At 68.3% G+C, this 22,836-nt stretch carries 20 protein-coding genes; 3 read left to right on the top strand and 17 right to left on the bottom strand.

All coding sequences use genetic code 11. The features are described 5' to 3' along the window. Nucleotides 1-34 precede the first annotated feature (34 nt). The 9 genes from ACT3SZ_RS05070 to ACT3SZ_RS05030 all read right to left on the bottom strand — a co-directional run bounded on the left by ACT3SZ_RS05070 (nt 35) and on the right by ACT3SZ_RS05030 (nt 10,728). Nucleotides 35-649, bottom strand: coding sequence for a TIGR03085 family metal-binding protein (locus ACT3SZ_RS05070; RefSeq protein WP_444617190.1), 615 nt, complete (start codon nt 647-649; stop codon nt 35-37). Nucleotides 650-717: 68 nt separating this feature from the next. Then, nucleotides 718-2,961, bottom strand: coding sequence for a ribonuclease J (locus ACT3SZ_RS05065; RefSeq protein ID WP_444617189.1), 2,244 nt, complete (start codon nt 2,959-2,961; stop codon nt 718-720). A gap of 7 nt (nt 2,962-2,968) precedes the next feature. Then, the gene (dapA, locus tag ACT3SZ_RS05060; RefSeq protein ID WP_444617188.1) at nt 2,969-3,871 is read right to left on the bottom strand and encodes a 4-hydroxy-tetrahydrodipicolinate synthase; all 903 of its coding nucleotides are present in this window, start codon (nt 3,869-3,871) and stop codon (nt 2,969-2,971) included. A gap of 66 nt (nt 3,872-3,937) precedes the next feature. After that, nucleotides 3,938-4,696, bottom strand: coding sequence for an FAD-dependent thymidylate synthase (gene thyX, locus ACT3SZ_RS05055; protein ID WP_444617187.1), 759 nt, complete (start codon nt 4,694-4,696; stop codon nt 3,938-3,940). A 20-nt stretch (nt 4,697-4,716) separates the two neighbouring features. Beyond that, a complete protein-coding gene (dapB, locus tag ACT3SZ_RS05050) occupies nt 4,717-5,484 on the bottom strand; it encodes a 4-hydroxy-tetrahydrodipicolinate reductase (RefSeq protein ID WP_444617186.1) in 768 nt (255 codons plus the stop codon). 79 nt (nt 5,485-5,563) lie between these two features. Further along, nucleotides 5,564-7,843: a polyribonucleotide nucleotidyltransferase gene (locus ACT3SZ_RS05045; RefSeq protein WP_444617635.1), complete on the bottom strand. Its 2,280-nt coding sequence runs from the start codon at nt 7,841-7,843 to the stop codon at nt 5,564-5,566. A gap of 381 nt (nt 7,844-8,224) precedes the next feature. Continuing rightward, a complete protein-coding gene (locus ACT3SZ_RS05040) occupies nt 8,225-9,088 on the bottom strand; it encodes a hypothetical protein (RefSeq protein WP_444617185.1) in 864 nt (287 codons plus the stop codon). 251 nt (nt 9,089-9,339) lie between these two features. Beyond that, nucleotides 9,340-9,609 carry a 30S ribosomal protein S15 gene (gene rpsO / locus ACT3SZ_RS05035; protein WP_441578739.1) on the bottom strand — a complete coding sequence of 90 codons (270 nt, stop codon included), beginning with the start codon at nt 9,607-9,609 and terminating at the stop codon, nt 9,340-9,342. A 99-nt stretch (nt 9,610-9,708) separates the two neighbouring features. Next, nucleotides 9,709-10,728, bottom strand: coding sequence for a bifunctional riboflavin kinase/FAD synthetase (locus tag ACT3SZ_RS05030; protein WP_444617184.1), 1,020 nt, complete (start codon nt 10,726-10,728; stop codon nt 9,709-9,711). A gap of 46 nt (nt 10,729-10,774) precedes the next feature. On the opposite strand from ACT3SZ_RS05030, the gene truB reads away from it, so the two are divergent. Further along, the gene (gene truB, locus ACT3SZ_RS05025; protein ID WP_444617183.1) at nt 10,775-11,725 is read left to right on the top strand and encodes a tRNA pseudouridine(55) synthase TruB; all 951 of its coding nucleotides are present in this window, start codon (nt 10,775-10,777) and stop codon (nt 11,723-11,725) included. 145 nt (nt 11,726-11,870) lie between these two features. Next, nucleotides 11,871-12,662: an L-threonylcarbamoyladenylate synthase gene (locus ACT3SZ_RS05020; protein WP_444617182.1), complete on the top strand. Its 792-nt coding sequence runs from the start codon at nt 11,871-11,873 to the stop codon at nt 12,660-12,662. A 10-nt stretch (nt 12,663-12,672) separates the two neighbouring features. Here the strand turns inward: ACT3SZ_RS05020 and ACT3SZ_RS05015 are convergent, their stop codons facing one another. The 8 genes from ACT3SZ_RS05015 to rimP all read right to left on the bottom strand — a co-directional run bounded on the left by ACT3SZ_RS05015 (nt 12,673) and on the right by rimP (nt 21,651). Next, a complete protein-coding gene (locus tag ACT3SZ_RS05015) occupies nt 12,673-13,437 on the bottom strand; it encodes a 4'-phosphopantetheinyl transferase family protein (RefSeq protein ID WP_444617181.1) in 765 nt (254 codons plus the stop codon). After that, nucleotides 13,434-14,306 carry a metallophosphoesterase family protein gene (locus tag ACT3SZ_RS05010; protein WP_444617180.1) on the bottom strand — a complete coding sequence of 291 codons (873 nt, stop codon included), beginning with the start codon at nt 14,304-14,306 and terminating at the stop codon, nt 13,434-13,436. The genes ACT3SZ_RS05015 and ACT3SZ_RS05010 overlap by 4 nt, the downstream gene beginning before the upstream one ends. 27 nt (nt 14,307-14,333) lie before the next feature. Then, a complete protein-coding gene (locus ACT3SZ_RS05005) occupies nt 14,334-15,683 on the bottom strand; it encodes an MATE family efflux transporter (RefSeq protein ID WP_444617178.1) in 1,350 nt (449 codons plus the stop codon). Continuing rightward, on the bottom strand, nt 15,680-16,123 hold the full coding sequence (rbfA, locus tag ACT3SZ_RS05000; protein ID WP_444617177.1) for a 30S ribosome-binding factor RbfA: 444 nt from the start codon (nt 16,121-16,123) through the stop codon (nt 15,680-15,682). Before rbfA ends, ACT3SZ_RS05005 begins: the two co-directional genes overlap by 4 nt. A gap of 190 nt (nt 16,124-16,313) precedes the next feature. Continuing rightward, the gene (gene infB, locus ACT3SZ_RS04995; protein ID WP_444617176.1) at nt 16,314-19,307 is read right to left on the bottom strand and encodes a translation initiation factor IF-2; all 2,994 of its coding nucleotides are present in this window, start codon (nt 19,305-19,307) and stop codon (nt 16,314-16,316) included. Nucleotides 19,308-19,432: 125 nt separating this feature from the next. Continuing rightward, nucleotides 19,433-19,843, bottom strand: a complete 411-nt coding sequence (locus ACT3SZ_RS04990) for a YlxR family protein (RefSeq protein ID WP_444617175.1) — start codon at nt 19,841-19,843, stop codon at nt 19,433-19,435. Between the two features lie 132 nt (nt 19,844-19,975). Further along, nucleotides 19,976-21,085, bottom strand: coding sequence for a transcription termination factor NusA (nusA, locus tag ACT3SZ_RS04985; protein WP_444617174.1), 1,110 nt, complete (start codon nt 21,083-21,085; stop codon nt 19,976-19,978). Further along, complete coding sequence (rimP, locus tag ACT3SZ_RS04980) at nt 21,082-21,651, bottom strand: ribosome maturation factor RimP (protein ID WP_444617172.1); 570 nt, start codon at nt 21,649-21,651, stop codon at nt 21,082-21,084. The genes nusA and rimP overlap by 4 nt, the downstream gene beginning before the upstream one ends. 3 nt (nt 21,652-21,654) lie before the next feature. On the opposite strand from rimP, the gene ACT3SZ_RS04975 reads away from it, so the two are divergent. Next, nucleotides 21,655-22,686 (top strand): hypothetical protein, encoded by a 1,032-nt coding sequence (locus tag ACT3SZ_RS04975; protein ID WP_444617171.1) that lies wholly within the window; start codon nt 21,655-21,657, stop codon nt 22,684-22,686. The last annotated feature ends 150 nt before the right edge of the window (nt 22,687-22,836 follow it).

Genomic DNA, 22,836 nt, shown 5'->3' with positions numbered 1-22,836 from the left:
AGTGACATGTGCCAACCTCCTGCCGATACCCTGCTCACAGGCTGACCCGGCGCACGTCCTCCTCATTGCCCTCCACGGTCACGTCACAGGCCTTGATTCTCCCGTAAATCCACAGGAGAAGTTCGCCTGCCTCACCGGTCACGGTCACTCCAGGGGACGTATTGCCCACGGTCACCGACTCCCCTGCCCCGTCGGTACGCACCAAGGTCACCGAGACCCCGGAACTGCGGATCAGCCCGCGCGCCATCTGCGACACCGCACGCCACAGCGTGTCCCTCGTGGCCATGGGCAGGTCACGCGGGGTGCACTCCCCTCCCCCACGGCGCGCGTCCTCGTGGTGGACGAAGTTCTCGCCCAAATTGATGAACTTGTCGCCCAGGCGCATCGGGTTCCACACCGGCGGGCCCATGCGGTAGAGCTCTACGAGATCCTCGAAGGACTTCTCCTCGTACCGCCGGGTCATCGAGTCCAGGTGCCCTGCCAGCGGTGGCAGGAACATCCCGGCCATCGCGTCCGGACGGTACTCGCGCAGCACCAGATGTACGGCGAGGTCGCGGGTAGCCCACCCCTCGCACAGCGTGGGCTCATCGGGGCCCAGGGACAGCAAAAGGTCCGCCAGGGCCAGGCGTTCATCGTGGGAGACTGTCATGTCTCACGATGCTACGCCGGGTCCGGGCGGACCGTGTGCGGAGTGCCGAGTGTGCCGGCACTACCTAACTACAGGGAGGGGACGTGGTCCTCCGGGTCGAGCTCTTCGACGATCTCGCTCGTCATCGGCACCACGGTGGGCACGATGAACGGCTCGCGCTTCCACTTGTCCTTGACGAACTTCGCGACCTTGCGGCGCAGGGTCTGCGCCATGCGGTACGGGTCGGTCTCGCCGGAGCCGGACTGGTCGAGCATCACGTTGTCGACGAGCTCGGCGACCTGACGCATCATGTCCTTCGATGCATCGGAGAAGCCGCGGGCCTGGACCTGCGGATCCTCCAGCGGACGACCGGTGCGGTTGTCCACGACGACGGTCACGGAGATCAGGCCGCCCTCGGACATCGCGGTGCGGTCCTCGAGCTCCTCGGCTCCCACGTCACCCATGGTGACGCCGTCAACGTAGAGGTTGCCGACCTGGATCTGGCCGACCACGGAGGCCTGTCCGTTGACCAGGTCGACGACCACGCCGTTCTGCGCGAGCACGGTGTGGTCACGGGCGACACCCGTGGAGATGGCCAGCTCGCGGTTGGCGCGCAGGTGGCGCCACTCGCCGTGCACCGGCATCGCGTTGCGCGGGCGCGCGGCGTTGTACAGGAACAGCAGCTCGCCGGAGTAACCGTGGCCGGAGGTGTGCACCATGGCGTCCTTGCCGGTGATGACCTCAGCGCCGATCTGCGAGAGCATGTTGATGACGCCGAAGACGGCCTCCTCGTTGCCGGGGACCAGCGACGAGGACAGGACGATCAGGTCGCCCGGACGCACGGTGATCTGCCGGTGCTCGCGACGCGCCATGCGCGACAGCGCGGCCATCGGCTCACCCTGGGTACCGGTGGTGATCAGCACGACCTTGTGCGGTGCCATGCGGGCGGCCTCGTCCATCTGGACGATGGTGCCGCGCGGGGCGGTCAGCAGGCCGAGACGCTCGGCGATCTCCATGTTGCGGATCATCGAACGGCCGTTGAAGGCGACCTTGCGGCCGGCGGCGACGGCGGCGTCGACCGCCATCTGCACGCGGGCGACGTTGGACGCGAAGGACGCGATGATCACGCGCTGCTTGGCCTCGGTGACGATGCGGCGCAGGTTCGGGCCGATCGCCGCCTCCGAGGGCGACACACCGGGGGTGGTCGCGTTGGTGGAGTCGCACAGGAACAGGTCGATGCCCTCGTCGCCGAAGCGCGACAGCGCCGGCAGGTCGGTGGGACGGCCGTCGGCCGGGGTCTGGTCCAGCTTCACGTCACCGGTGTGCACGATCATGCCGGCGCCGGTCTTCAGGGCAACACCGAGGCACTCCGGGATGGAGTGGCCGACGTTGAAGAAGCGGATGTCGAAGGGGCCACGGTTCTCGTGGGAGGTGTCGTCGACCTCGATCAGCTTCGGACGCAGACGGTGCTCCTGGCACTTCGCCGCGATCAGGGCGCAGGTGAACCGCGAGCCGAGGATCGGCAGGTCGGCCTTCTGCTTGAGCAGCCACGGGATCGCACCGATGTGGTCCTCGTGACCGTGGGTGACCACCAGGGCCTCGACGCGGTCCCACTTGTCGTCCAGGTAGGAGAAGTCCGGCAGGATCAGGTCCACGCCCGGCTCACCGGAGGACGGGAAGAGCACGCCGCAGTCGATGATGATGATGCGGTTGTGGTACTCGAAGACGGTCATGTTGCGGCCGATCTCGGAGATACCGCCGAGCGCGATGATGCGCATGCCGTCCTTCGGCGCTGCCGGCGGCTTGGGCAGACGCTGCGTGAGGTCTGCACCCTGCATCGTCTGCACGGTGCCACGGCGACCGCCGCCCTGGTTTCCACCCTGGTTGCCGCCGTTGTTGCCGCCCCGGTTGCCCCGGTTGCGGTTGTTGCCGCCACCGTTGTTGTTGCCGCCGTTATTGCCGCCACCGTTGTTACCACCACGGTTGCCACGGTTGCGGTTGTTGCCGCCACCCTGGTTGTTGCCGGAGTTGTTGGAGCCGCCTTGGTTGTTACCGCCGTTGCCGCCGTTACCACCGTTGCCGCGGCCACGGGAACGACGCGAGCGGGTGCGGTTGTTGCCACCCTGGTTGCTGTTGCCGTCGGCCTGCTCGGAGCCCTGGTTGCTGTTGTCAACCTGGTTGCCCTGCTCGGCCGCGCTGGCCTGCTCGGCGGCGGCGGCCTTGGCCTGCCCACCGTCGTTGAAGGTGGTGCTCACGTCCGCTGCGCTGGTGTCAGCGCTCGGCGGAGCGGCCTTCCGGGTCACCTTGCGTGCCCGGGAACGATTCTCAGTCATGTTGTCCTTAAATTCCTGCGTCACGCAGGTCCTCTGCCAGCCGGTCGTACTCTTCCGGCGTGGGGTCGATGATCGGGAGGCGCGGTGCGCCCACCTCGATTCCTTGAAGTTTGAGTGCCGCCTTGGCGAAAGACACCCCTCCGAGCCGGGCCTGGGCGCGGGTCAGTGAGGTCAGGCGGTTGGCGATCGTCCGGGCGCCGGTGATGTCACCGGCGTCGACGGCGTCGCGGAGTGCGCGCAGCTGCGGGGCCGCGACATGTCCGATAACGGAAATCATGCCGGTCGCCCCAACGGCGAGCCACGGCACATTCAACGGGTCATCCCCTGAGTACCACGCCAGATCCGTCTCCTCCAGCAGCTGCATCGCCGTGGGAAGGTCGCCCTTGGCGTCCTTCACCGCCTGGATGTTCGGGTGATCGGCGAGGCGACGAATGGTGTCGGCCTCGATCGGGACCACCGAGCGGGACGGAATGTCGTAGAGGCAGATCGGGGTGTCCACCGCATCAGCAACTGTGCTGAAGTGCTGGTAGAGCCCTTCCTGACTCGGTCGGGAGTAGTACGGGGTGACCACGAGCAGGCCGTCCGCGCCAGCGTCCGCAGACGCCTTCGACAGCTCCACGGATTCCGCGGTGCTGTAGGTTCCGCTGCCGGCGACGAGCTTCACGCGGTCGCCGAGTTCGGCACGGACTGCCTTGAGCAGGTCGATCTTCTCCGAGGGACGGACCGTGGGTGACTCACCCGTGGTGCCGCTCAGAACAAGAGCGTCGCAACCCTGGTCCACCAGGTGTCCCGCTAGGGATACACCGGCATCCAGGTCGATGCTGCCGTCCTTCGTGAAGGGCGTCACCATCGCCACAGAGACCGTGCCGAAGATCTCGGCTCCTCTTGTCGCTGTCATACCTGTGCTCATGTCAGCATAGGTTACCGTCCAGGGGCCTGGTTGTGTACCAAGACCCCCATCGGCGCGCCGCGACACTCAGATATCCGCCACATAAGGGCTGGTCGCCATGGTCGTGCCATCGCGCAGCTCGGTCACCGTGAAATCGTCGAAGATCTCCGGGCTCACCGTCCTGAGCAGGCCCAGGCAAGCCACCGCCACCCGGCGAATCTCCGGGTCGGCGTGCTCGGCGGCACGCATACCGATGAAATGGCGCCAGGAGCGCATATTGCCCGTCATTACGAAGCGGGTTTCCGTGGCGTTGGGGAGCACTGCACGCGCCGCCTGACGCGCCTGCTTGGCCCGCAGCACCGAGTTGGTCTCACCGGCGGAGCGCTCCTCGAGAGCCTCGAGGAGTTCGTCGTAGGCATCGCGCGCCACGTCGGTAGCGTGCAGCAGTAGTTCAGCGACCTCAGGGTCTTCGGCGATGACGTCGGGCACCACCACCGCGGACTGCTCCTGCGGCACATAACGCTGCGAGAGCTGGCTGAACGAGAAGTGCCGGTGGCGCATGACCTCATGCGCGCACGAACGCGACACCCCACGCAGGTACACACCCGCTGAGGCGTGCTCCAGCAGGCTCGTGTGGCCTACGTCGAGAATGTGCCGGACGTAGGCGTCGTTGGCCGCAGTATGCGGGTTCGGACGGTCCCACGTCTCGTAGCAGGCGCGTCCGGCGAACTCCACGAGGTTCGACGCGTCACCACCGGTCGGCGACGGCTCCCAGGGGACGTCCTGCGGCGGGGTGAACGTGGTCTGAGAGATCAGACGTGCGGAGAATTCCGCGTTGGTGGACATCGCTGCTCGACTCCCGGTCGCTACTCGGCCGGGACGCCGAGGGTGTCGAGCCCGAGGAACTTCTCCAGCCCGATCGTCAACCCCGGAGTGGACGGAACCTTGTCCAGCCCCAGCAGCACGCCGGGTACGAAGGACTCACGGTCGTAGGAGTCCTGCTTGATGGTCAGGGTCTGACCTGCAGCACCCAGGATGACCTGCTCGTGGGCGACCATGCCGGTCATACGCACCGCGTGCACCGGCACACCGTCGACGTCGGCGCCGCGGGCGCCGTCGAGCTCCTGGTCCGTAGCGTCCGGCTGTGCGCCGAGGCCGGCGGCCTGCCGGGCGCGGGCGATACCCTCGGCGGTGTGCACCGCCGTGCCGGACGGAGCGTCCTTCTTATTCGGGTGGTGCAGTTCGATGACCTCGGCGGAGTCGAAGTAGGGTGCGGCGATCTCCGCGAGCTTCATCGTCAGCACTGCCGAGATGGCGAAGTTCGGTGCCACGAGCACACCGGTGGACGGGTTGTCCGCCAGCCAGCCGCGCAGCGTGTCATAGCGCTCCGGGGTCCAGCCGGTGGTGCCGACCACGGCGTGGATGCCGTGGGCCACACAGAACTCCAGGTTGCCCATGACGGCGTCGGGGACCGTGAAGTCGACGACGATTTCGGTGCCGCTGGTGACCAGCGCCTCGAGATCGTCACCGTGGTCCAGGGCTGCGGAAAGTTCCAGCCCCTCGGTCTTCTCCACGGCGGCGACGACGGCGGTGCCGACCCGTCCGTGCGCTCCGAGAACTCCGACCTTCGTCATGTGCATATCCTCCTGGGTTATTCGGTGTGTGGCTGGCAGTGGTGTGCCGGCAGTGGTGTGCCGGGGTGTGCCGGGGTACCTATTCGGCGTCGACGAGGACCAGGGAGATCTTGCCCCGGTTGTCGATGTCGGCAATCTCGACCTCGAGGGACTGGCCCACGGAGACCTCGTCCTCGACCTTCTCCACCCGGCGGTCGCCGCCGAGGTTGGAGATGTGGACCAGACCGTCGCGGCCCGGCAAAAGAGAGACGAACGCGCCGAAGGCGGTGGTCTTCACCACGGTGCCCAGGTAGCGGTCGCCGACCTTCGGCAGCTGCGGGTTGGCGATGGAGTTGACCTTGTCCAGCGCTGCCTCGGCGGCCTTGCCGTCGGCGGCGGAGATGAACACGGTGCCGTCGTCCTCGATGGAGATGTTGGCGCCGGTCTCCTCGGTGATCTGGTTGATCGTCTTGCCCTTCGGCCCGATCAGCTCACCGATCTTGTTCTGCGGGATGCTCACGGTGGTGATGCGCGGGGCGAACTCGCTCATCTCCTCCGGGCCGGCGATGGCCTCGCCCATGGTGGACAGGATCTCCAGGCGGGCACCACGTGCCTGCGACAGCGCGGCGACGAGGACGTCGGTGGGGATGCCGTCGACCTTGGTGTCGAGCTGCAGGGCGGTGACGTAGTCGGCGGTACCGGCGACCTTGAAGTCCATGTCGCCGAAGGCATCCTCGGCTCCGAGGATGTCGGTCAAGGTCACGTGGGTGTCCTTGCCGTCGACCTCACCGGTGACCAGGCCCATGGCGATACCCGCCACCGGGGCCTTCAGCGGCACGCCGGCGTTGTACAGCGACAGCGTCGAGGCGCAGACAGAGCCCATCGAGGTGGAGCCGTTGGAGCTCAGTGCCTCGGAGACCTGGCGGATGGCGTAGGGGAACTCCTCGCGGGACGGGATCACCGGCAGCAGGGCACGCTCGGCGAGCGCGCCGTGGCCGATCTCGCGGCGCTTCGGCGAACCGACGCGTCCGGTCTCACCGGTGGAGTACGGCGGGAAGTTGTAGTGGTGGATGTAGCGCTTGGAGTCCACCGGGCCCAGGCTGTCGATGGTCTGCTCCATCTTCAGCATGTCCAGGGTGGTGACACCCAGGATCTGGGTCTCGCCGCGCTCGAACAGGGCGGAGCCGTGTGCGCGCGGAACGAGGTCGATCATCACGCCGAGGTCGCGGATGGCGGTCGCGTCGCGGCCGTCGATGCGGAAACCGTCGGTGAGGATGCGGCTGCGCACCAGCTGACGGGTGACCTCGTTGTGGGCATTGCGGATCTCGGAAGCGCGGCCCTCGAACTGCGGCTCGAGAGCCTCGACGACCTCTGCCATATCGTCGGAGAGCTGCTCGTCGCGCTCGGCCTTGTCGGCGATGGCCATGATGCCGGCCAGCTTGGCTGCGGACTCGGACTCCACGGCGGCGAAGACGTCCTCACCGAAGGGCGGGAAGAGCTCGAAGTTGCGGGCCTGGGTCTCGACGGCGTCGGCCAGTGCGGCCTGTGCACCGCACAGTTCCGCGATGAACGGACGCGCGGCATCGATACCCTGGGCGACGATGGCCTCGGTCGGTGCCGGGGCGCCCTCGGCGACGCGCTCGACAACGTTGTCGGTCGCGCCGGCCTCAACCATCATGATGGCGACGTTCTCGCCCGGGGCGGGCTTGCGGCGGCTGCGGCCCGTACGGACCGGCTCGACGACGCGTCCGGCGACGACGAGCTCGAAGACGGCCTTCTCCTGCTGCTGACGGTTCGGGAAGGCGACCCACTGGCCCTCGGCGTGGTCCTCGTCGACGACGAGCGCCATGCGCACGCCACCGACCGGGCCGGAGACCGGCAGGCCGGAGAGCTGCGTGGAGGCGGAAGCGGCGTTGATGGCCACGACGTCGTACATGTCGTCGGGGTCCAGCGACATGACGGTCACCACGACCTGGACCTCGTTACGGATGCCCTTGGCGAAGGTCGGACGCAGCGGGCGGTCGATCAGGCGGCAGGCCAGCACGGCCTCGGAGCCGGGGCGTCCCTCGCGGCGGAAGAAACTGCCGGGGATGCGTCCGGCGGCGTACATGCGCTCCTCGACGTCCACCGTCAGCGGGAAGAAGTCGAGGTTTTCCTTCGGCTTCTTCGAGGCGGTGGTGGTCGACAGCATCATGGTGTCGTCGTCGAGGTAGGCGGTGACGGCGCCGTCGGCCTGACGGGCCAGCAGCCCGGTCTCGAAGGAGACCGTGCGGGTACCGAAGTCACCGTTGTCGATGGTGGCGGTGGACTCCCAGACGCCGGAGTCCGGGTCGATGAGTTCCGCGGTGTGCGTCGGGGCGGGCTTGGTGGCCTGCTTCACCGGCGTCTTCGAGGCCGGAGCCTTCTTGGCGGGGGCCTTCTTCGCCGGCGCCTTCGTGGTGGAGGTGGTATCCGCGGTGGACTTCGCGGGGGTCTTCTTGGCGGGGGCCTTCTTGGCCGGTGCCTTCTTCGCGGCCGTCTTCTTGGCCGGTGCCTTCTTCGCCGGGGCCTTCTTGGCCTGGGGATCGTTCTCGTTCTGGGAAGTCACGTTGTTGTGTCTACCTTCTACGTCTTTGATGTTCCCGGTGTCGATCATCGGTGCCGACGGTGGGAGCGGTCTTTCGTGATTCGGAAATCCTGGACAATTGCCGCAGATCACCTTACACCACGTCAGGCATGATTCGCTGCTCCGGCGCGTTCGCCGGGCCGCTCACCAACCCAGTCACCACGGCGCGGTGAGCCAGGGATGCCACTGCCACACCTCCTGATCGGTATGCCGACTCTCGTCTTCCGTGCGCAGACGACGGTCACGGGTATGCAGCATCCGGTAGCCCACGGTGTCCACGACCTCGTCCACAACATGCGCCAGCGCACCGCCGATACAGCGGTCGGTATAGCGCAACAGCGCCCACCCCCACCTCGTCGCCATGTTCCCCTTCCCCCGGTCCACGACGAAGGTGCGTTCACTCGCCTTCGCCCCACCGGCTCCGTGGAAGGCGAAACTGTCGATCTCAATCAGCACACGGGCCTCCCGGATCGCGGTGACTGCCCGCGCCTCCAGGTTGCTGGCGGTGCCGGTGACGACCCCATCGAGCAGACCGGCAGCCACGGCCCGCCGGCTGCCCGGCAGCGCCGCCATGTCGGACGCCAGGACGTCGTTTCCTTTCGCACCCGGGTACGCCCGCGCCAGCATCTCCCCGAGACGCTGCGCCGGGACGTCCCCCACCAGTTCGACCGCGGTCTGCACCGGCGTGATCACGTCGAGCCCCTCGACGCGCCGCGTCCGGGGACGCGCGCGCATCCGGACATCCAGCATCGCTCCGCCGCTGCGGGACCCGCCGCGCGGAAGGTAGCCCTGTGCCGGCCAGGTCATCTTCTCGCACGCCCCGTAGATCACGCCCGCCGTGGTCCCGCGGAACACCAGGCCGTCGTTCCCGGCGGCCAGGGCCTGCAGCATCTGCATCTCAGAGACGTCGCCGGCCACGTAGTAGCCGCGGACGAGTCGGCGCAGCTCCCCGTTCGCCACCTTCGTCGCGATGCCGTGGCGCGTGACTCCCCGCGCCGATAGTTGCGCAGTGCTCCACACCGCATGATTTTTCCCCGTCCCGCCCATGGTGACCCTCCCCGGTACCGTGTCGTTCTGCACTCGAACACTACGGCACTCCCCTGCCTCCGGAGCCGGACCGGCGGAAAGTCTGCAAACCTACGCCGATCGTGGCAGCGAATGGCCCAAAATGCAGAGATTGCGCCGGTCGTCCCGTCCCCACCGACCCGAGCAGCCCCCCGCACGCGAAAAACCCCGCGGAAAGAATCCGCGGGGTCACTGGGAGAGGTCGACTAGCGACGCAGGCCCAGGCGCTCGATCAGGGAACGGTAACGCTCGACGTTGTTCTCCTGCAGGTACTTCAGCAGACGCTTGCGACGACCGACCAGCAGCAGCAGGCCGCGGCGGGAGTGGTGGTCGTGCTTGTGGAACTTGAGGTGCTCAGTGAGCTGACGGATACGCACGGTCATCAGTGCGACCTGTGCCTCGGGGGAGCCGGTGTCGGTCTCGTGGAGACCGAACTCCTTGAGGGTGTCAGCCTTCTGGTCCTTGGTCAGAGCCATGGTGATTCTCCTGATTGTTGTTTCAGTCCGCGCAAAAAGTAGACGTTCGACACGCCGTTGTGACTACCGCGAACCACAGTCACAGACCGACCGACACTATCATCCGCGCTCGGTCGGGACCAATCGTCGGGTGGCGGCGACGTCGTTGCCGATGGCGGTGACCAGTTCGTCCAGCCCGTCGTAGGTCTCCTGGCCACGGATGTGCTCGATGAAGCTCACGGTGACCTTGCGTCCGTACAGGTCGGCGTCCCGGTCCAGGACGAAGGCCTCCACGCTGCGGGTCTCGTCGCCGAAGGTGGGGTTGGTGCCCACGGAAATCGCCGCGGGCAAATGCACGTCGACGGGCATATCGCCGACGAGCGCGCCGGCGGGGTCCTTCTGCGTCGGCAGGATGCGCAGGTCGCCGGCGTAGACGCCGTCGGACGGCAACGCCTGGCTGTCCGGGAAGTAGAGGTTGGCGGTCGGGAACCCCAACGCGGCACCGCCGCGTCCTGCGCCGCGGGTGACCACCCCGCGCACGGTGAAGTTGCGGCCGATCGCGCCGGCGGCGGAGGCGACGTCGCCGACGGAGAGGCGTTCGCGGATCCAGGACGAGCACACGGTGTGCCCGTCCGCTCCCCCGTCCTCGTCACCGTCCTCGTCACCGTCGCGCAGCAGCCCGTGCACGACGACTTCCACGCCGTAGCGTTCCCCGAGCTCCTTCATCGTCTCGGCGGTGCCGGAGGCCTGGCTGCCGAAGGTGAAGTTCTCCCCCACCACCACGGCGCGCGCCTTGAAGCGGTCCACGATGACATTGCGGAAGTACTCCTCGGGGCTCCAGGAGATGATCTCGTCGTCGAAGGCGACCACGACCATGCCGTCGATGCCGTAGCGCGCCGCACTGACGGCGCGCTGTTCCACGGTGGCCAGCAGCGGCGGCACGTTCTTCGGCAGGAAGATCACCGTGGGGTGCGGGTCGAAGGTCATCATCAGCGCGGGGACGTCGAGCTCGCGAGCCTTGTCCACGGCGGTGCCGATGAGTTTCTGGTGCCCGCGGTGCACCCCGTCGAAGACACCGATCGTCACGACGCTTCCCTGGAGGTCCGAGGGAACCTCGTCCAGTCCATTCCAGATATCCACGGGCACAACACTACGACATCGTGGCCCACCGCATAGACTGTGCTCCATGCCTGGAAGTGAATCGGCCGTGGGGCTCATCGCCCGCTCCGGCCTCGTCGTCGTGGACAAACCCGCCGGAATGACCAGCCATGACGTGGTCGCCCGCTGTCGCCGTGTATTCGGCACCCGGCGGGTGGGCCACTCCGGGACACTGGACCCGATGGCCACCGGTGTGCTGGTCATCGGGGTGGAGCGCGGTACGAAGTTCCTCGCCCACGTGGTCACCCACGACAAGCGTTACGAGGCCACGGTGCGCCTCGGCGCCTCGACGGTCACCGACGACGTGGAGGGTGACGTGCTGACCACCGCCGCGCCGGACGCCCTGGCGTCGCTGACCGAGCAGCGTGTGCGCGAGGCCTTCGCCGCGCAGTCCGGTGAGATCATGCAGCGCCCCAGCAGTGTCAGTTCGATCAAGGTCAACGGGCGTCGCGCCCACGAGCTGGTGCGCGAGGGCGTGGACGTGGTGCTGCCGGAGCGTCCGGTCACCGTGCACTCCCTCGACGTCACCGATGTGCGCCTCGGCGCACCCGACGGCGCTTGCGAGGTGGACATCTCCGTGCACTGCTCCTCAGGCACGTACATCCGCTCCATCGCCCGCGACGTGGGCGAGGCGCTGGGTGTGGGCGGGCACCTCAGTGCGCTGCGCCGCACCAGCGTGGGACCGTTCGATATTCAGGACGCCCGGACGTTGGACGCCCTGCTGCAGGTGCGCGACACCACCGACGCCGCCCCCGAGCTCTCCCTGGGGCTCGACGCGGCGATGTCGACCTGCTTCCCCGTGCGCGAGGTCAGCGCCGAGGAGGGCGTGGCGTTGTCGCTGGGCAAGTGGCTGGAGCCAGAGGGCACCAAGGGTGTCTACGCCGCGGTCACGCCGGACGGCCGGGCAATCGCGTTGTTGGAGGAGAAGGGACGGCGCGCGGCCAGCGTGTTCGTGGCGCGTCCGGCGGGCATGGACTGAGCGGGATACCTTTCGGCCCCCGATTCAGCGCGTCTCACGCCGGTACTCTACAATGCCAGAGTGTGAGACTGACTCTCCCGACCAGTGAGACGGGCGGGGGTGCGGTGAAGATACAGCCAAACAGTTGGACGTCAGAGAGGAAGCCATGGCAGAGAACGAGAACTCCCGCCAGATCCAGTGGAACGGCGGACTGCAGCAGGAAGCCGTCGACCTGCTCCGCACGCCGGGCCACATCGTGGTCACCCCGACCAAGGTCGGCTACATCATTGCCACCAGCGATCGCGAAGGCCTGGAGCGCAAGTTCGCTGTCAAGCACCGTAAGCGCAACAAGCCCGGCGTGGTGCTGTGCGGTTCGCTGGAGCAGCTCAAGGAGCTCGCCCAGCTGACCCCGGAGATCGAGAACTTCTACCGGACCTGCGCCGAGCGCGACATCCTCATGGGCTGCATCCTGCCGTGGAAGGACGGTGCGCAGGACAAGTACATGCCCGAGGGCGCCGGCGAGCTGGCCTCGGATACCCGCAACACCAGCTGCTTCGTCCTGAAGTTCGGCACCCCCGGCGAGAACATCGCCCGTGAGCTGTGGGAGAAGGACCGCCGCCTGGTCTTCGCCTCCTCCGCTAACCCGTCCGGCCAGGGCAACCGTGGCCTGATCGAGGGCATCGGCGACGAGATCGCCGGCGAGGCCGACCTGATCATCGAGGGCAACGACTACGTGGCCTCGATCCAGCCGGACAAGAGCATCGACACCCGCTACGAGCAGGGCGTGATGGTCTCCATGGTCGACGACGACGGCACCCTGGTCCCCGAGCAGAACGGTGAGCGCGGCATCACCCCCTGCCCCACCCTGATCCGCAAGGGCATCTACAACGACGAGATCGTGCTGATCCTCGCCGACCAGTTCAACTCCTGGGACTTCCGCCAGGGCGGCTACTACTGATCGGTACCGGTCAGTTGGGGATCGCGCAGACGGTGACCACGTAGCCGTCGCGGATCACCCAGTGACCGCTCAGGGTGGGCAGCGGGGTGGGCTGCGAGAGCACCCGGGCGTGCCAGCGGCCGCCGACCTCAGGGGACGAGGCGGCGGACGAGGCGGCGGTAGCGGCGGGGGCATCCGCTACGTCGAGCTGCAGCTCGACCTCATCGAAGTCCAGGAAGCGCCCCACCACGGGGAACCAGGCCTTGTACACCGCCTCCTTGGCGCTGAACAGCACCGTACCCAATGAGCGTCCCGGGGCGCGCTGGGCGGCACGCTGCAGTGAGCGACGTTCGCGCGCGGAACTCACCGCGGACAGGACGCCGTCCGGCAGACGTTGGGCGACCTCGACGTCCAGCCCGAGGCTGCGCCACCGGTCAGTGCGCGCCACGAGTGCCACGCGCAGTCCGCGGGTGTGCGAGATCGTTCCGGTGACCTCGTCCGGGAACAGCGGCATCCCCTTGTCGCCGCGCAGGATCGGGCCGTCCACGCCGAGTCCGCGCAGTGCGCGGTGGGCGCACCAGCGACCGTCACCGAACTCGGACCTGCGAGAGTCCACCGCCGCGCCGACGATGCGGCGCTCGTCGTCGTCCAGTTCCTCGTAGTGGGCCAGGTCGATGAGGTCGCCGGGGTGGTACTCCACCAGGCCGGCGTCCGGCGGGACGATGTCCCGGGGCACCACCGGTGCGCGGTCGGAGTCGCCGAGGCCCACGGCGACGTAGGGGGCTGCGATGATCATCCCGCTTCCTCTCCGGTGTTGTCGGTCAGCACCGGGTACGGCCAGAGGTCCCGTTCGCGGCGCGGTTCGAGGGTTCGCTCGCGCTCCCGGGGGTAGCCCAGCGACACCTCGACATGGCGGACACCGTCCACCTCGGTCACGACCGGGATGTGCAGGTGCCCGTAGATAACGGTCTCGGCGCCGAAACGTACCGGCCAGTCCTGCGTGTGCCGACTTCCCGACCACAACGCCACCTCCGGCAGCCGCAGACGCGAGGTCACCTCACGCACCAGCGGCCAGTGGTTGACCAGCACCGTCGGCCCCGAGACCTTCGACAGTCGCCGCACAGTGTAACCCAGCCGGCGCTGGCACCAGAGCGGAACGTCCACATAGGGTGCGATGGCGACCTGGTCGGTGAACACCACCCCGTTGCCCTCGGCGGCCGACAACGCGGACTCCACGCTGACCAGCGGGTCACGCCAGGAGTGATCGTAGAGGGTGAACATGGGCACCACCGTGCGCCCGGCGAAGCGCGGATACGGGTCCTCCGGGGTGAGCACGCCCATCGCCTGGCAGCCCCTCACGAGCTCCTCGTACTTCTCCTCGGCGTGCACCTCATCGGCGGCGCGGGAGAACAGTTCGTGGTTGCCGGGCACCCAGATGACCTGGGCGAAGCGTTCGGAGAGTTCGCGCAGCACATCCAGGATGGTGGAGGTGCGTTCGGCGACATCGCCGGCGACGATCAGCCAGTCGCCGGGATGGCGGGGACGGACGGTCTCGTCGACCAGTTCACGGTTGCCGCGGGCGGCCACGTGCAGGTCCGAGACGGCCCAGAGCGTGCGCGTGTGCTCGCCGGGGTTACCGTCGGTCTCGTCCTCCACGTCAATCACCCTGACCACTCTAGTCACTTCAGTCTCTTACGTCACTCCCGGTGCCCGGGTCCACCGCCCGCTGCGGTAGCGCCACACCACCGCAGCCAACCGGATCACGATGAAGGCCAGCAGCCCGCACCACACACCGGTCAGCCCGAGGTCGAAGGCGAAAGACAACCACACACCGGGCAGGAAACCCACCAGTACCGAAACTATCGACGCGGTCCGTAGGAACGCTACGTCGCCGGCCCCCAACAGCACACCGTCGATGGCGAAGACCACCCCGCCAAGAGCGACCATCGCCACCAGGATCCACCACGGCCCCCACATCGTGGACAGCACCGTGTCATCCGTGGTGAACAGCCGCGGGACAACGTGCGCCCCGGCCGCCAGCAACCCGGCGAGCACCACCCCGGCGCCCACGGAGAACCGCAGCACCTGGTTGCCCACCCGCCAGGCGGTGCGCACCGAAGCCGAGCCCAATGCGGCGCCGACGAGGGCCTGCGCGGCCACCGCCACGGAGTCCAGCACCAGGGTCAGGAAGTTCCACAGCTGCAGCATCACCTGGTGGGCCGCCAGCGACGACTCCCCCATCCGTCCGGCCACCGCCGCGGCGGACAGGAACGCCACCTGGAAACTCATCGAGCGCAGGATCAGGTCGCGACCCATCGACAGCTGCGGACGGATCACCGTCCAGCTCGGGGTCACCGATCGCCCGTCGCCCTCGCGCCGCCAGGTACGCACCAGACAGACCACGAAGCAGGACGCCGTGATCACCTCACCGAGCACATTGGCGTACGCCGAGCCGACCAGACCGAAACGGTCAACCGCCCACGGCACCGTGACGACCATCGGCAGCACCCCGGCCAGGGTGAAGTACAGCGGGGCGCGAGTATTTGCCACCCCGCGCAACCAGCCGTTGCCGGCCATGGTCAGCAGCGCCGGGATCACCGACAGCGAGGTCACGCGCAGCCAGCGCGCGGCCTCTGCGGCCACGGGAGAGCCCTCCCCACCTCCGGTCAACGCCGCGGTCACCGGGGTGGCAAACACCGCCACCAGCACCGCCAGCACCGCGCCGACGGCCACCGCCACCCAGGACGCCTGGATGCCCTCAGACACGGCACCGGGAGTATCCCCGGCGCCGTGCCGGCGTGCCGCGCGCGCCGTCGTCCCATAGGACAGGAACGTCAGCTGGACGGTGACCTGCGCGAGCACCGTCGCGCCCGCCGCCAGGGCGGCGAGTTCGGACGCGCCGAGGCGTCCGACGACGGCGGTGTCCCACAACAGGTACAGCGGGGTGGCCGCCAACACCGCGAGGGCGGGCCACGCCAGACCGAGGATGGTCCGGGTGTCCGCCCTCACGTCATGGGACGAGCCGGGTGGGGTGGTGCTCACTCCTCCGGCTCGTCGGCCGACTTGTAGGGGTCCGCCTCGCCGGCCGGGGCCGCGCCCTCGGCCTGCGCACGCACGCGCGAATCGATGTCGCGCGCCTTGGCGAGCAGCTCCTCCAGGTGCGCCGAGGCCTCCGGCACGGTGTCGAGCTCGAAGCGCAGCGTGGGGGTGAAGCGCACCGACAGCTGGTCGCCGACGATCTTGCGCAGCTGGCCGCGGGCACGGTGCAGCGCCTCGGCAGCCGCGGCGGTGTCCGGCTCCTCCTCGACGGTGCGTCCGCGCACGGTGTAGAACACGGTGGCGTCGTGCAGGTCGCCGGTGACCCGGCAGTCCGTCACGGTGACGAACTCCAGCCGCGGGTCCTTCACGTCGCGCTCGATCGCCGAGGCGACGATGGTCATGATGCGCTTCGCCATACGGGCGGCGCGGGCGTGGTCAGCCATGTGTGGCTCCCCTTCTTCCTGGACGCTGTGGGTCCGGTGGACTTCGTACGGGTTGATTCTAGTCGGTGGCGCAGCAGACACGACTCGACCCCGCCCCGCGGGGGACTCTGTGTGAGTCACCTCGACGGGACGGGGCCGGTGGTGCGCCGGGGATCAGGGCTCCCGGCAGGCCCGAAGGCGGCGGCTAGCTCTACTTGCTGTCCTTCTTGTCCTTCTTGACATCCTCGCGCGGGACCTCGACCAGCTCGTAGGCCTGGATCGTGTCGCCGATCTGGATGTCCGGGTAGGACAGGACCATACCGCACTCGTAACCGTGGCTGACCTCGGTGACGTCGTCCTTCTCGCGGCGCAGCGACTCGATCGTCGCCTTCTCGGTCACCACGTTGTTGTCGCGGATCAGGCGGATCTGCGCGTTGCGGCGCATCTTGCCCGTCTGAACCATCGAACCGGCGATGAGGCCGACAGCGGAAGCCTTGAACAGCTGGCGAATCTCGGCGGTACCGACCTCGCGCTCCTCGTAGACCGGCTTGAGCATGCCCTTGAGAGCCTGCTCCACCTCGTCGATGGCGTCGTAGATGACCGAGTAGTACCGGATCTCCACGCCCTCGGAGTTGGCGACCTCGGTGGCCTTGCCCTCCGCACGGACGTTGAAGCCGATGATGATCGCGTCCGAGGCGGCAGCCAGGTCGACGTTGGTCTGGGTGACAGCACCCACACCGCGGTCGATGATGTTCAGGCTGACCTCGTCGTCGACCTCGATCTGCAGCAGGGAGTCCTCCAGCGCCTCGACCGTACCGGCGTTGTCGCCCTTGAGGATGAGGTTGAGCTGGCTGGTCTCCTTGAGCACCTTGTCCAGGTCCTCCAGGCTGATCCGCTTGCGGGACCGGGCCTGCATCGCGTTGCGGCGACGGGCGTTGCGCTGGTCAGCGATCTGACGAGCGGTACGGTCGTCGTCCACGGCGAGCAGGTTATCGCCGGCACCGGAGACGCTGGTGAGGCCCAGGACCTGCACCGGCATCGACGGGCCTGCGGCCTTGACGTCGTCGCCGTGCTCGTCGACCATGCGGCGCACACGACCGTGCGCGTCGCCCACGACGATGGAGTCACCGACGCGCAGCGTACCGCGCTGGATGATGACGTTGGCGACCGGGCCACGACCGCGGTCCAGGTGCGCCTCGATGGCGACACCCTGGGCGGGCATGTCCGGGTTGGCGACGAGCTCGAGCGACGCATCGGCGGTCAGGACGACGGCCTCGAGGAGATCCTCGATGTTCGTGCCCTGCTTGGCCGAGATGTCGACGAACATGGTGTCGCCGCCGTACTCCTCGGGGACCAGACCGTACTCGGTGAGCTGGCCACGGATCTTCTCCGGGGACGCGCCCTCCTTGTCGATCTTGTTCACCGCGACCACGACCGGGACGTCGGCGGCCTTGGCGTGGTTGATCGCCTCGACCGTCTGCGGCATCACGCCGTCGTCCGCGGCGACCACGAGGATCGCGATATCCGTCGCCTTGGCACCACGGGCACGCATGGCGGTGAACGCCTCGTGACCGGGGGTATCCAGCAGCGTGAGCAGACGCTCGTCACCGTTGACCTCGACCGGCACCTGGTAGGCACCGATGTGCTGGGTGATGCCGCCGGCCTCGCCGCCACCGACGTTGGTCTTACGGACCGTGTCGAGCAGGCGGGTCTTACCGTGGTCGACGTGACCCATGACGGTGACCACCGGGGGACGGTGCTGGAGGTCTTCACGACCGCCGGCATCCTCACCGAACTGCAGGTCGAAGGACTTCAGCAGCTCGCGGTCCTCGTCCTCCGGGGAGACAACCTCCACGGAGTACGCCATCTCGTCGCCGAGCAGCTTCAGCGTGTCGTCCGGGACAGAGGCGGTCGCGGTGACCATCTCGCCGAGGTTGAACATCGCCTGGACCAGTGCGGCCGGATCGGCGTTGATCTTCTCAGCGAAGTCAGACAGCGAGGCGCCACGGCGCAGGCGAATCTTGGCACCCTTGCCGTTCGGCAGCTTGACGCCACCGACCACGCTCGGAGCCTGCATTGCCTCGTACTCGTTACGCTTCTGCCGCTTCGACTTACGTCCACGACGCGGTGCGCCACCGGGACGACCGAAGGCACCTGCGGTACCGCCACGACGACCGCCGCGTGCACCACGGGGACCACCGGGTCCACCGGTTCCGGTGCCGCCCTGGCCACCACGGCCACGACCGCCGCCGCCACCGGTGCTGGCCTTCGCCGGCATCTGTCCGGGGCTCGGGTGGCTGGGCATCGACGCGGGGCTGGGACGACGCCCACCCGGCTTCGCTGCACCGCTGCCGCCCGGACGCGGTGCCGGTCGACCGGCGGAACCGCCGGGACGCGGCATGTCGGACTTGGAGCCCTGACCGCCCTGACCGCCCTGACCTGCCTGCGGACGCGGGGCAGGACGCTCCGTGCCGGAGGAGAAGGGGTTGTTGGCCACGCGCGGAGCGCGGCCACCGGGCTTCGGGCCGGGCTTGGTGCCCGGACGAGCGCCGCCCGGCTTCGGGCCCGGCTTCGTGCCCGGACGCGGTCCCGGCTTGGAGGCCGATGCGTCCTGCGCGGCGGTGTCCGCCGGCTTCGCAGCGGGCTTGGGTGCGGGCTTGGCCGCACCCGGCTTCGGACGATCCGCCTGCGGCTTCGCGTCGGCGGGCTTCGCGTCCGCCTTAGCGGCAGGCTTGGCGTCGGCCGGCGTTGCAGCCGGCTTGGCTGCGGGGGTTGCCGCAGAGGTGTCCTGTGCAGGAGCGTCGTCGGCCGGGGTGGCCGGACGTGCCTGGGCAGGGGTGGGCTTCGCAGCCGGCTTAGCGCCAGGCTTTGCGCCGGGCTTGGCTGCGCCGGGCTTGGCCGAGGTGGCGGGGCCGGGCTTAGCGGCACCGGGCTTGGGGCCCGGCTTAGCAGCTGCGGCGTCGCCGGTGGCCTGGGTAGTTGCCTGGGCGGTCGGCTGACCGCTCAGGTCGGGCAGGGAGGCACCGTCCTTCTTGGACTCGGTACCTGCCCCGTAGTGGTTCTTCATCTTCTTGACGACCGGCGGTTCCACCGTCGAGGACGCCGACTTCACGAACTCACCCTGCTCCTTGAGCGTGGCGAGAAGTTCCTTGCTTGTCGTTCCGAGCTGCTTAGCCAGCTCATGGACACGTAGCTTTCCGGGCACTGCTCTCCTTCGTTATGTCGGAGTCGCAGGCCGGTGGCCCGTGGATCTTCATTCCACGAGGCCGACTACGTACGACTCCAGGTCAATTGGACACTCATCGCTGATGCTGCTTCATCGTGCGCTCATCAGTAATCGGTTTCCTTTTCCTTCTCGGCCACCGGGCTGGTGGTCAGATGCGGTGACTGCCGACTCGTCGACGACCCCGGCACGTTCCCACGCCCACCACGAGGGTGGGTGTTCAGGAACTCCAGTACAGGGGACGTATCCGCGTCGGCGGACACTTTCAGCGCCCGGACAAAAGCCCGGCGCTGTACGGCGGTCTCGTACGCCTTCACGTCCGCGGTGATCCACGCACCACGGCCCGGCAGGCGCCGTCCGGGATCGGGCACGACACGAGTCGTGACCTCTCCCCCACCCGCAACGTCCTTCACCGCGACGCAGCGCAGAAGCGCAGAAGCGGGACGAACGGCACGGGTGGCGATGCAGGTCCGCTGGGGACCGGCATCCGTCGAGGCGGTGGTGACACGATCAGACACGTGCAACCTCCATTCTCCTCGACGTCAGACCGATACACAGTCTAACGTGCGATAGCCCCGCGGGGCCAACCGCCACGACGGCGGGGTGTTCCGCACCTCCCCCACCTGTGCGGACGCTGAATTACAGGCCTGTCAGACCTGCGCGACCGGGTCGCCGGACTGGTTCCCGCTCTGCTCATCTGCGTCACGATCTGCACTGTCTGCACGGTCTGCACTGTCCTGCCGCACGCCACGGTCGCCCTCCTCGCCGCCATCGGGGTCGGATTCGGGACGGATGTCGATCTTCCAGCCGGTCAGACGGGCAGCCAGGCGGGCGTTCTGGCCCTCCTTGCCGATCGCCAGCGACAGCTGGTGGTCCGGCACGATCGCGCGGGCGATCTGCATGTCGTGGTCGGTGACGTCCACACGCACCACCTTCGACGGTGCCAGGGCGTTACCCACGTACACGTCCGGCTTGTCGGAGTGGTCGACGATGTCGATCTTCTCCCCGGAGAGCGCCTCCATGATCGCGGTGACGCGCTGGCCTCGCGGGCCGATGCAGGCACCCTTGGCGTTGAGCCCGTTGACTGTGGAGGTCACGGCGATCTTCGAGCGGTGACCGGCCTCACGGGCAATCGCGGTGATGTCCACCGACCCGTCGGCGACCTCCGGGACCTCGAGGGCGAACAGGCCACGCACCAGCTCCGGGTGCGTACGCGACAGCAGGATCTGCACCCCGCGCTGCCCCTTGTTCACCCCGGTGACGAAGCACTTCACCCGGTCGCCGTGCTCCAGCTTCTCGCCGGGCATGTGCTCGGCGGCCAGGATCAGCCCGTCCTGCCCATCGGCCTCGGTACCCAGGTGGACCACGGTGATGCCGCGGTCATTGGCCCGGGCGTCACGATTGACGACGCCGGAGACCACGGTGCCCTCCAGGTCGGCGTAGCGGGTGTAGGTGGAGTCCGCCCGGGCGATATTGATCTGCCCGCGGATCGCATCGCGCACGGCCTTGGCGGCCGCCCGGCCGAAGTCCTCCGGGGTGTCGTCGAACTGCCCGGTGACATTGCCGTCCTCGTCACGCTCCACACGCAGCACCGTGACGGTACCGTCGGTCCGGTCGATCTCGACACGGGCCGGCCCATCCACCTTGGTCAGCTCCCGGTAGGAGTCCAGCAGGGCCGCGGAGATCGCCCCCAGCAACGCGCTGCGGCGCACGTGCTCAATGTTCTCCAGGGCGGTCAGGGCACTCAGATCAATTTTCACTTGTCGTCCTTCTGCGCGTGCAGCGCACGGTACTTCTCGGGATCAAGGCCCACCAGCTCACGTTGTTCCGCCGGGGGCTCGGAAAACTCCACTTCTACCAAAGCACCGGCCACCGAAGCCAATCCGCGGGGCTCGACGCGGGGGGCGGCCTTCTTGCCCTCGCCGTCGAGGACCAGCCACACGGTGACTTCTGCGCCCTCTGCGTCCTGCTCCACCGCGGCGACGCGCGCGGCCTCGCCACCCACCGACACCAGGCGTCCGACATTGCGACGGAAGTGCCGCAGCTGCGTCAGCGGCGTGTCCAGCCCCGGGGTGGTCACCTCGAAGGTGTACCCGGGACCGAAGCGCAGCGCGCCGGACGTCTCACGCGCGTCGAACTCCGCCGACACCTCCCGGCTGAGCTCCTCGAGCTGGTCGAGATCCGGACGGTCGTCGGCATCGACGGCGACACGCACCGCCGACTTCGCCCCCGCCCTGGTCACGGTGATCGATTCGAGGTCGAGGCCGAGCTGCGCGGCCAATGGGGAGATGACCTCGGCGAGGTCCTGTTCAGAAGGGAAAGCCATGCCGTGAAGACTATCACCGGTGCGGGATGGCACTATGGGACCGTGCACGCCAGCGATCCCACCCCGTCCCCCGCCCCTTTCCGCAGGCGCCTCGGCAGGCCGATCGTCGCCGTCGCCGCGACATTGGCCATCGGGGCCACCGGTGGCGCGCTGACCGCCTGCTCCAGCGAACCGCCCCGCCCAGACCAGGGCCTGGAGTCACTCGTCGCCCAGTTGGGCGCGCTGGAGGGCACCGACGCCGCGGGTGGGACGGCGATCTTCACCGAACAGGTCGACGCCCTCAACGAGGAAATCGTCCGGCTGTGCGGCACCGACCGCGACGGGGTCGCGCCCGAAGGGTGCGAGCCGACCGGGGGAACCACCGAAGCAGCAGAATCGGAAGATGCGGCGGACGTTGCGGACGCGGCGGACGTTAATGCGATCCGCGAGGCGATGCTGGCGCTCATCGAGCGGGAGGACGCCGACAGCGACACCGCCCCCGACGACGACGCCGAACGCGGCCGGGCCGTCCTACTCACCGGGCTCTTCGCCGCACTAGCCACCCTCGACGACTCCACCGCCGGCGGCAGCGCCATCGACCAGGAACTCCTCGACCTCGGCTTCGGCGGCTCCGGTGAGGTCTCCGAACAGACCGCGCAGGCGCTGGCCCCGGCCACCGAACTGGTCAACCAGGCCGTATACCTTTCCGGCGTGGTGCTGCCGGTCGCCGGAACCAACAACTCCACGGTCACCACCGTGGCCAGCCGGATGCGCACCGTGCGCGACGAACTCACCGATGCCTCCGGGCTCGCCGCCGAGGTCGGCTACAGCACTCCGGAGGACTTCACCCAGCCCACGGACTCCTCCTCGGCCGCTGCCACCCTGCTCGACGCCGTCCACGCCGTTACCGTGGCCCTGCGCGATGCCGTGGATGAGGTCGCCGACTCCGACCGCGCCTTGGTCGCCACCTTGTGCGCGATGTCCGCACGCTCGGAGGCCGCTCTGGAGGACGCACTCGGCGAGGACCCGCTGGACGTCAGCGTGCGCGGCGAGTAGGCAGCCCGGATAGGCAGGCAAGTAGTCACAGACGCGGGAAGGGCCCGCCGGGTGTTCCGGCAGGCCCTTTTGTCATGCTGTTTCTTCTTGTCGGGGATCCGTCGTGCCCTGGTGCGTAGCTTCAGGTGCTCCTCAAGCTGCTCCGGGGCC

Source organism: Corynebacterium sp. AOP40-9SA-29 (genome assembly GCF_052377405.1).
In the GTDB taxonomy this organism is placed as follows: domain Bacteria; phylum Actinomycetota; class Actinomycetes; order Mycobacteriales; family Mycobacteriaceae; genus Corynebacterium.
Note: the sequence above shows the minus strand (reverse complement) of the source record. Positions and strands in the feature narration are given on the sequence as shown.

What these genes read in the sequence shown, in the direction of transcription:
- ACT3SZ_RS05015 (WP_444617181.1), bottom strand. Translation starts at nt 13,437, where the DNA reads ATGATCATCGCAGCCCCCTACGTCGCCGTGGGCCTCGGCGACTCCGAC.
- rbfA (WP_444617177.1), bottom strand. Translation starts at nt 16,123, where the DNA reads ATGGCTGACCACGCCCGCGCCGCCCGTATGGCGAAGCGCATCATGACC.
- rimP (WP_444617172.1), bottom strand. Translation starts at nt 21,651, where the DNA reads ATGGCTTTCCCTTCTGAACAGGACCTCGCCGAGGTCATCTCCCCATTG.
- dapB (WP_444617186.1), bottom strand. Translation starts at nt 5,484, where the DNA reads ATGACGAAGGTCGGAGTTCTCGGAGCGCACGGACGGGTCGGCACCGCC.
- thyX (WP_444617187.1), bottom strand. Translation starts at nt 4,696, where the DNA reads ATGTCCACCAACGCGGAATTCTCCGCACGTCTGATCTCTCAGACCACG.
- rpsO (WP_441578739.1), bottom strand. Translation starts at nt 9,609, where the DNA reads ATGGCTCTGACCAAGGACCAGAAGGCTGACACCCTCAAGGAGTTCGGT.
- ACT3SZ_RS05020 (WP_444617182.1), top strand. Translation starts at nt 11,871, where the DNA reads ATGGCAGAGAACGAGAACTCCCGCCAGATCCAGTGGAACGGCGGACTG.
- truB (WP_444617183.1), top strand. Translation starts at nt 10,775, where the DNA reads ATGCCTGGAAGTGAATCGGCCGTGGGGCTCATCGCCCGCTCCGGCCTC.
- ACT3SZ_RS05070 (WP_444617190.1), bottom strand. Translation starts at nt 649, where the DNA reads ATGACAGTCTCCCACGATGAACGCCTGGCCCTGGCGGACCTTTTGCTG.
- ACT3SZ_RS05065 (WP_444617189.1), bottom strand. Translation starts at nt 2,961, where the DNA reads ATGACTGAGAATCGTTCCCGGGCACGCAAGGTGACCCGGAAGGCCGCT.
- dapA (WP_444617188.1), bottom strand. Translation starts at nt 3,871, where the DNA reads ATGAGCACAGGTATGACAGCGACAAGAGGAGCCGAGATCTTCGGCACG.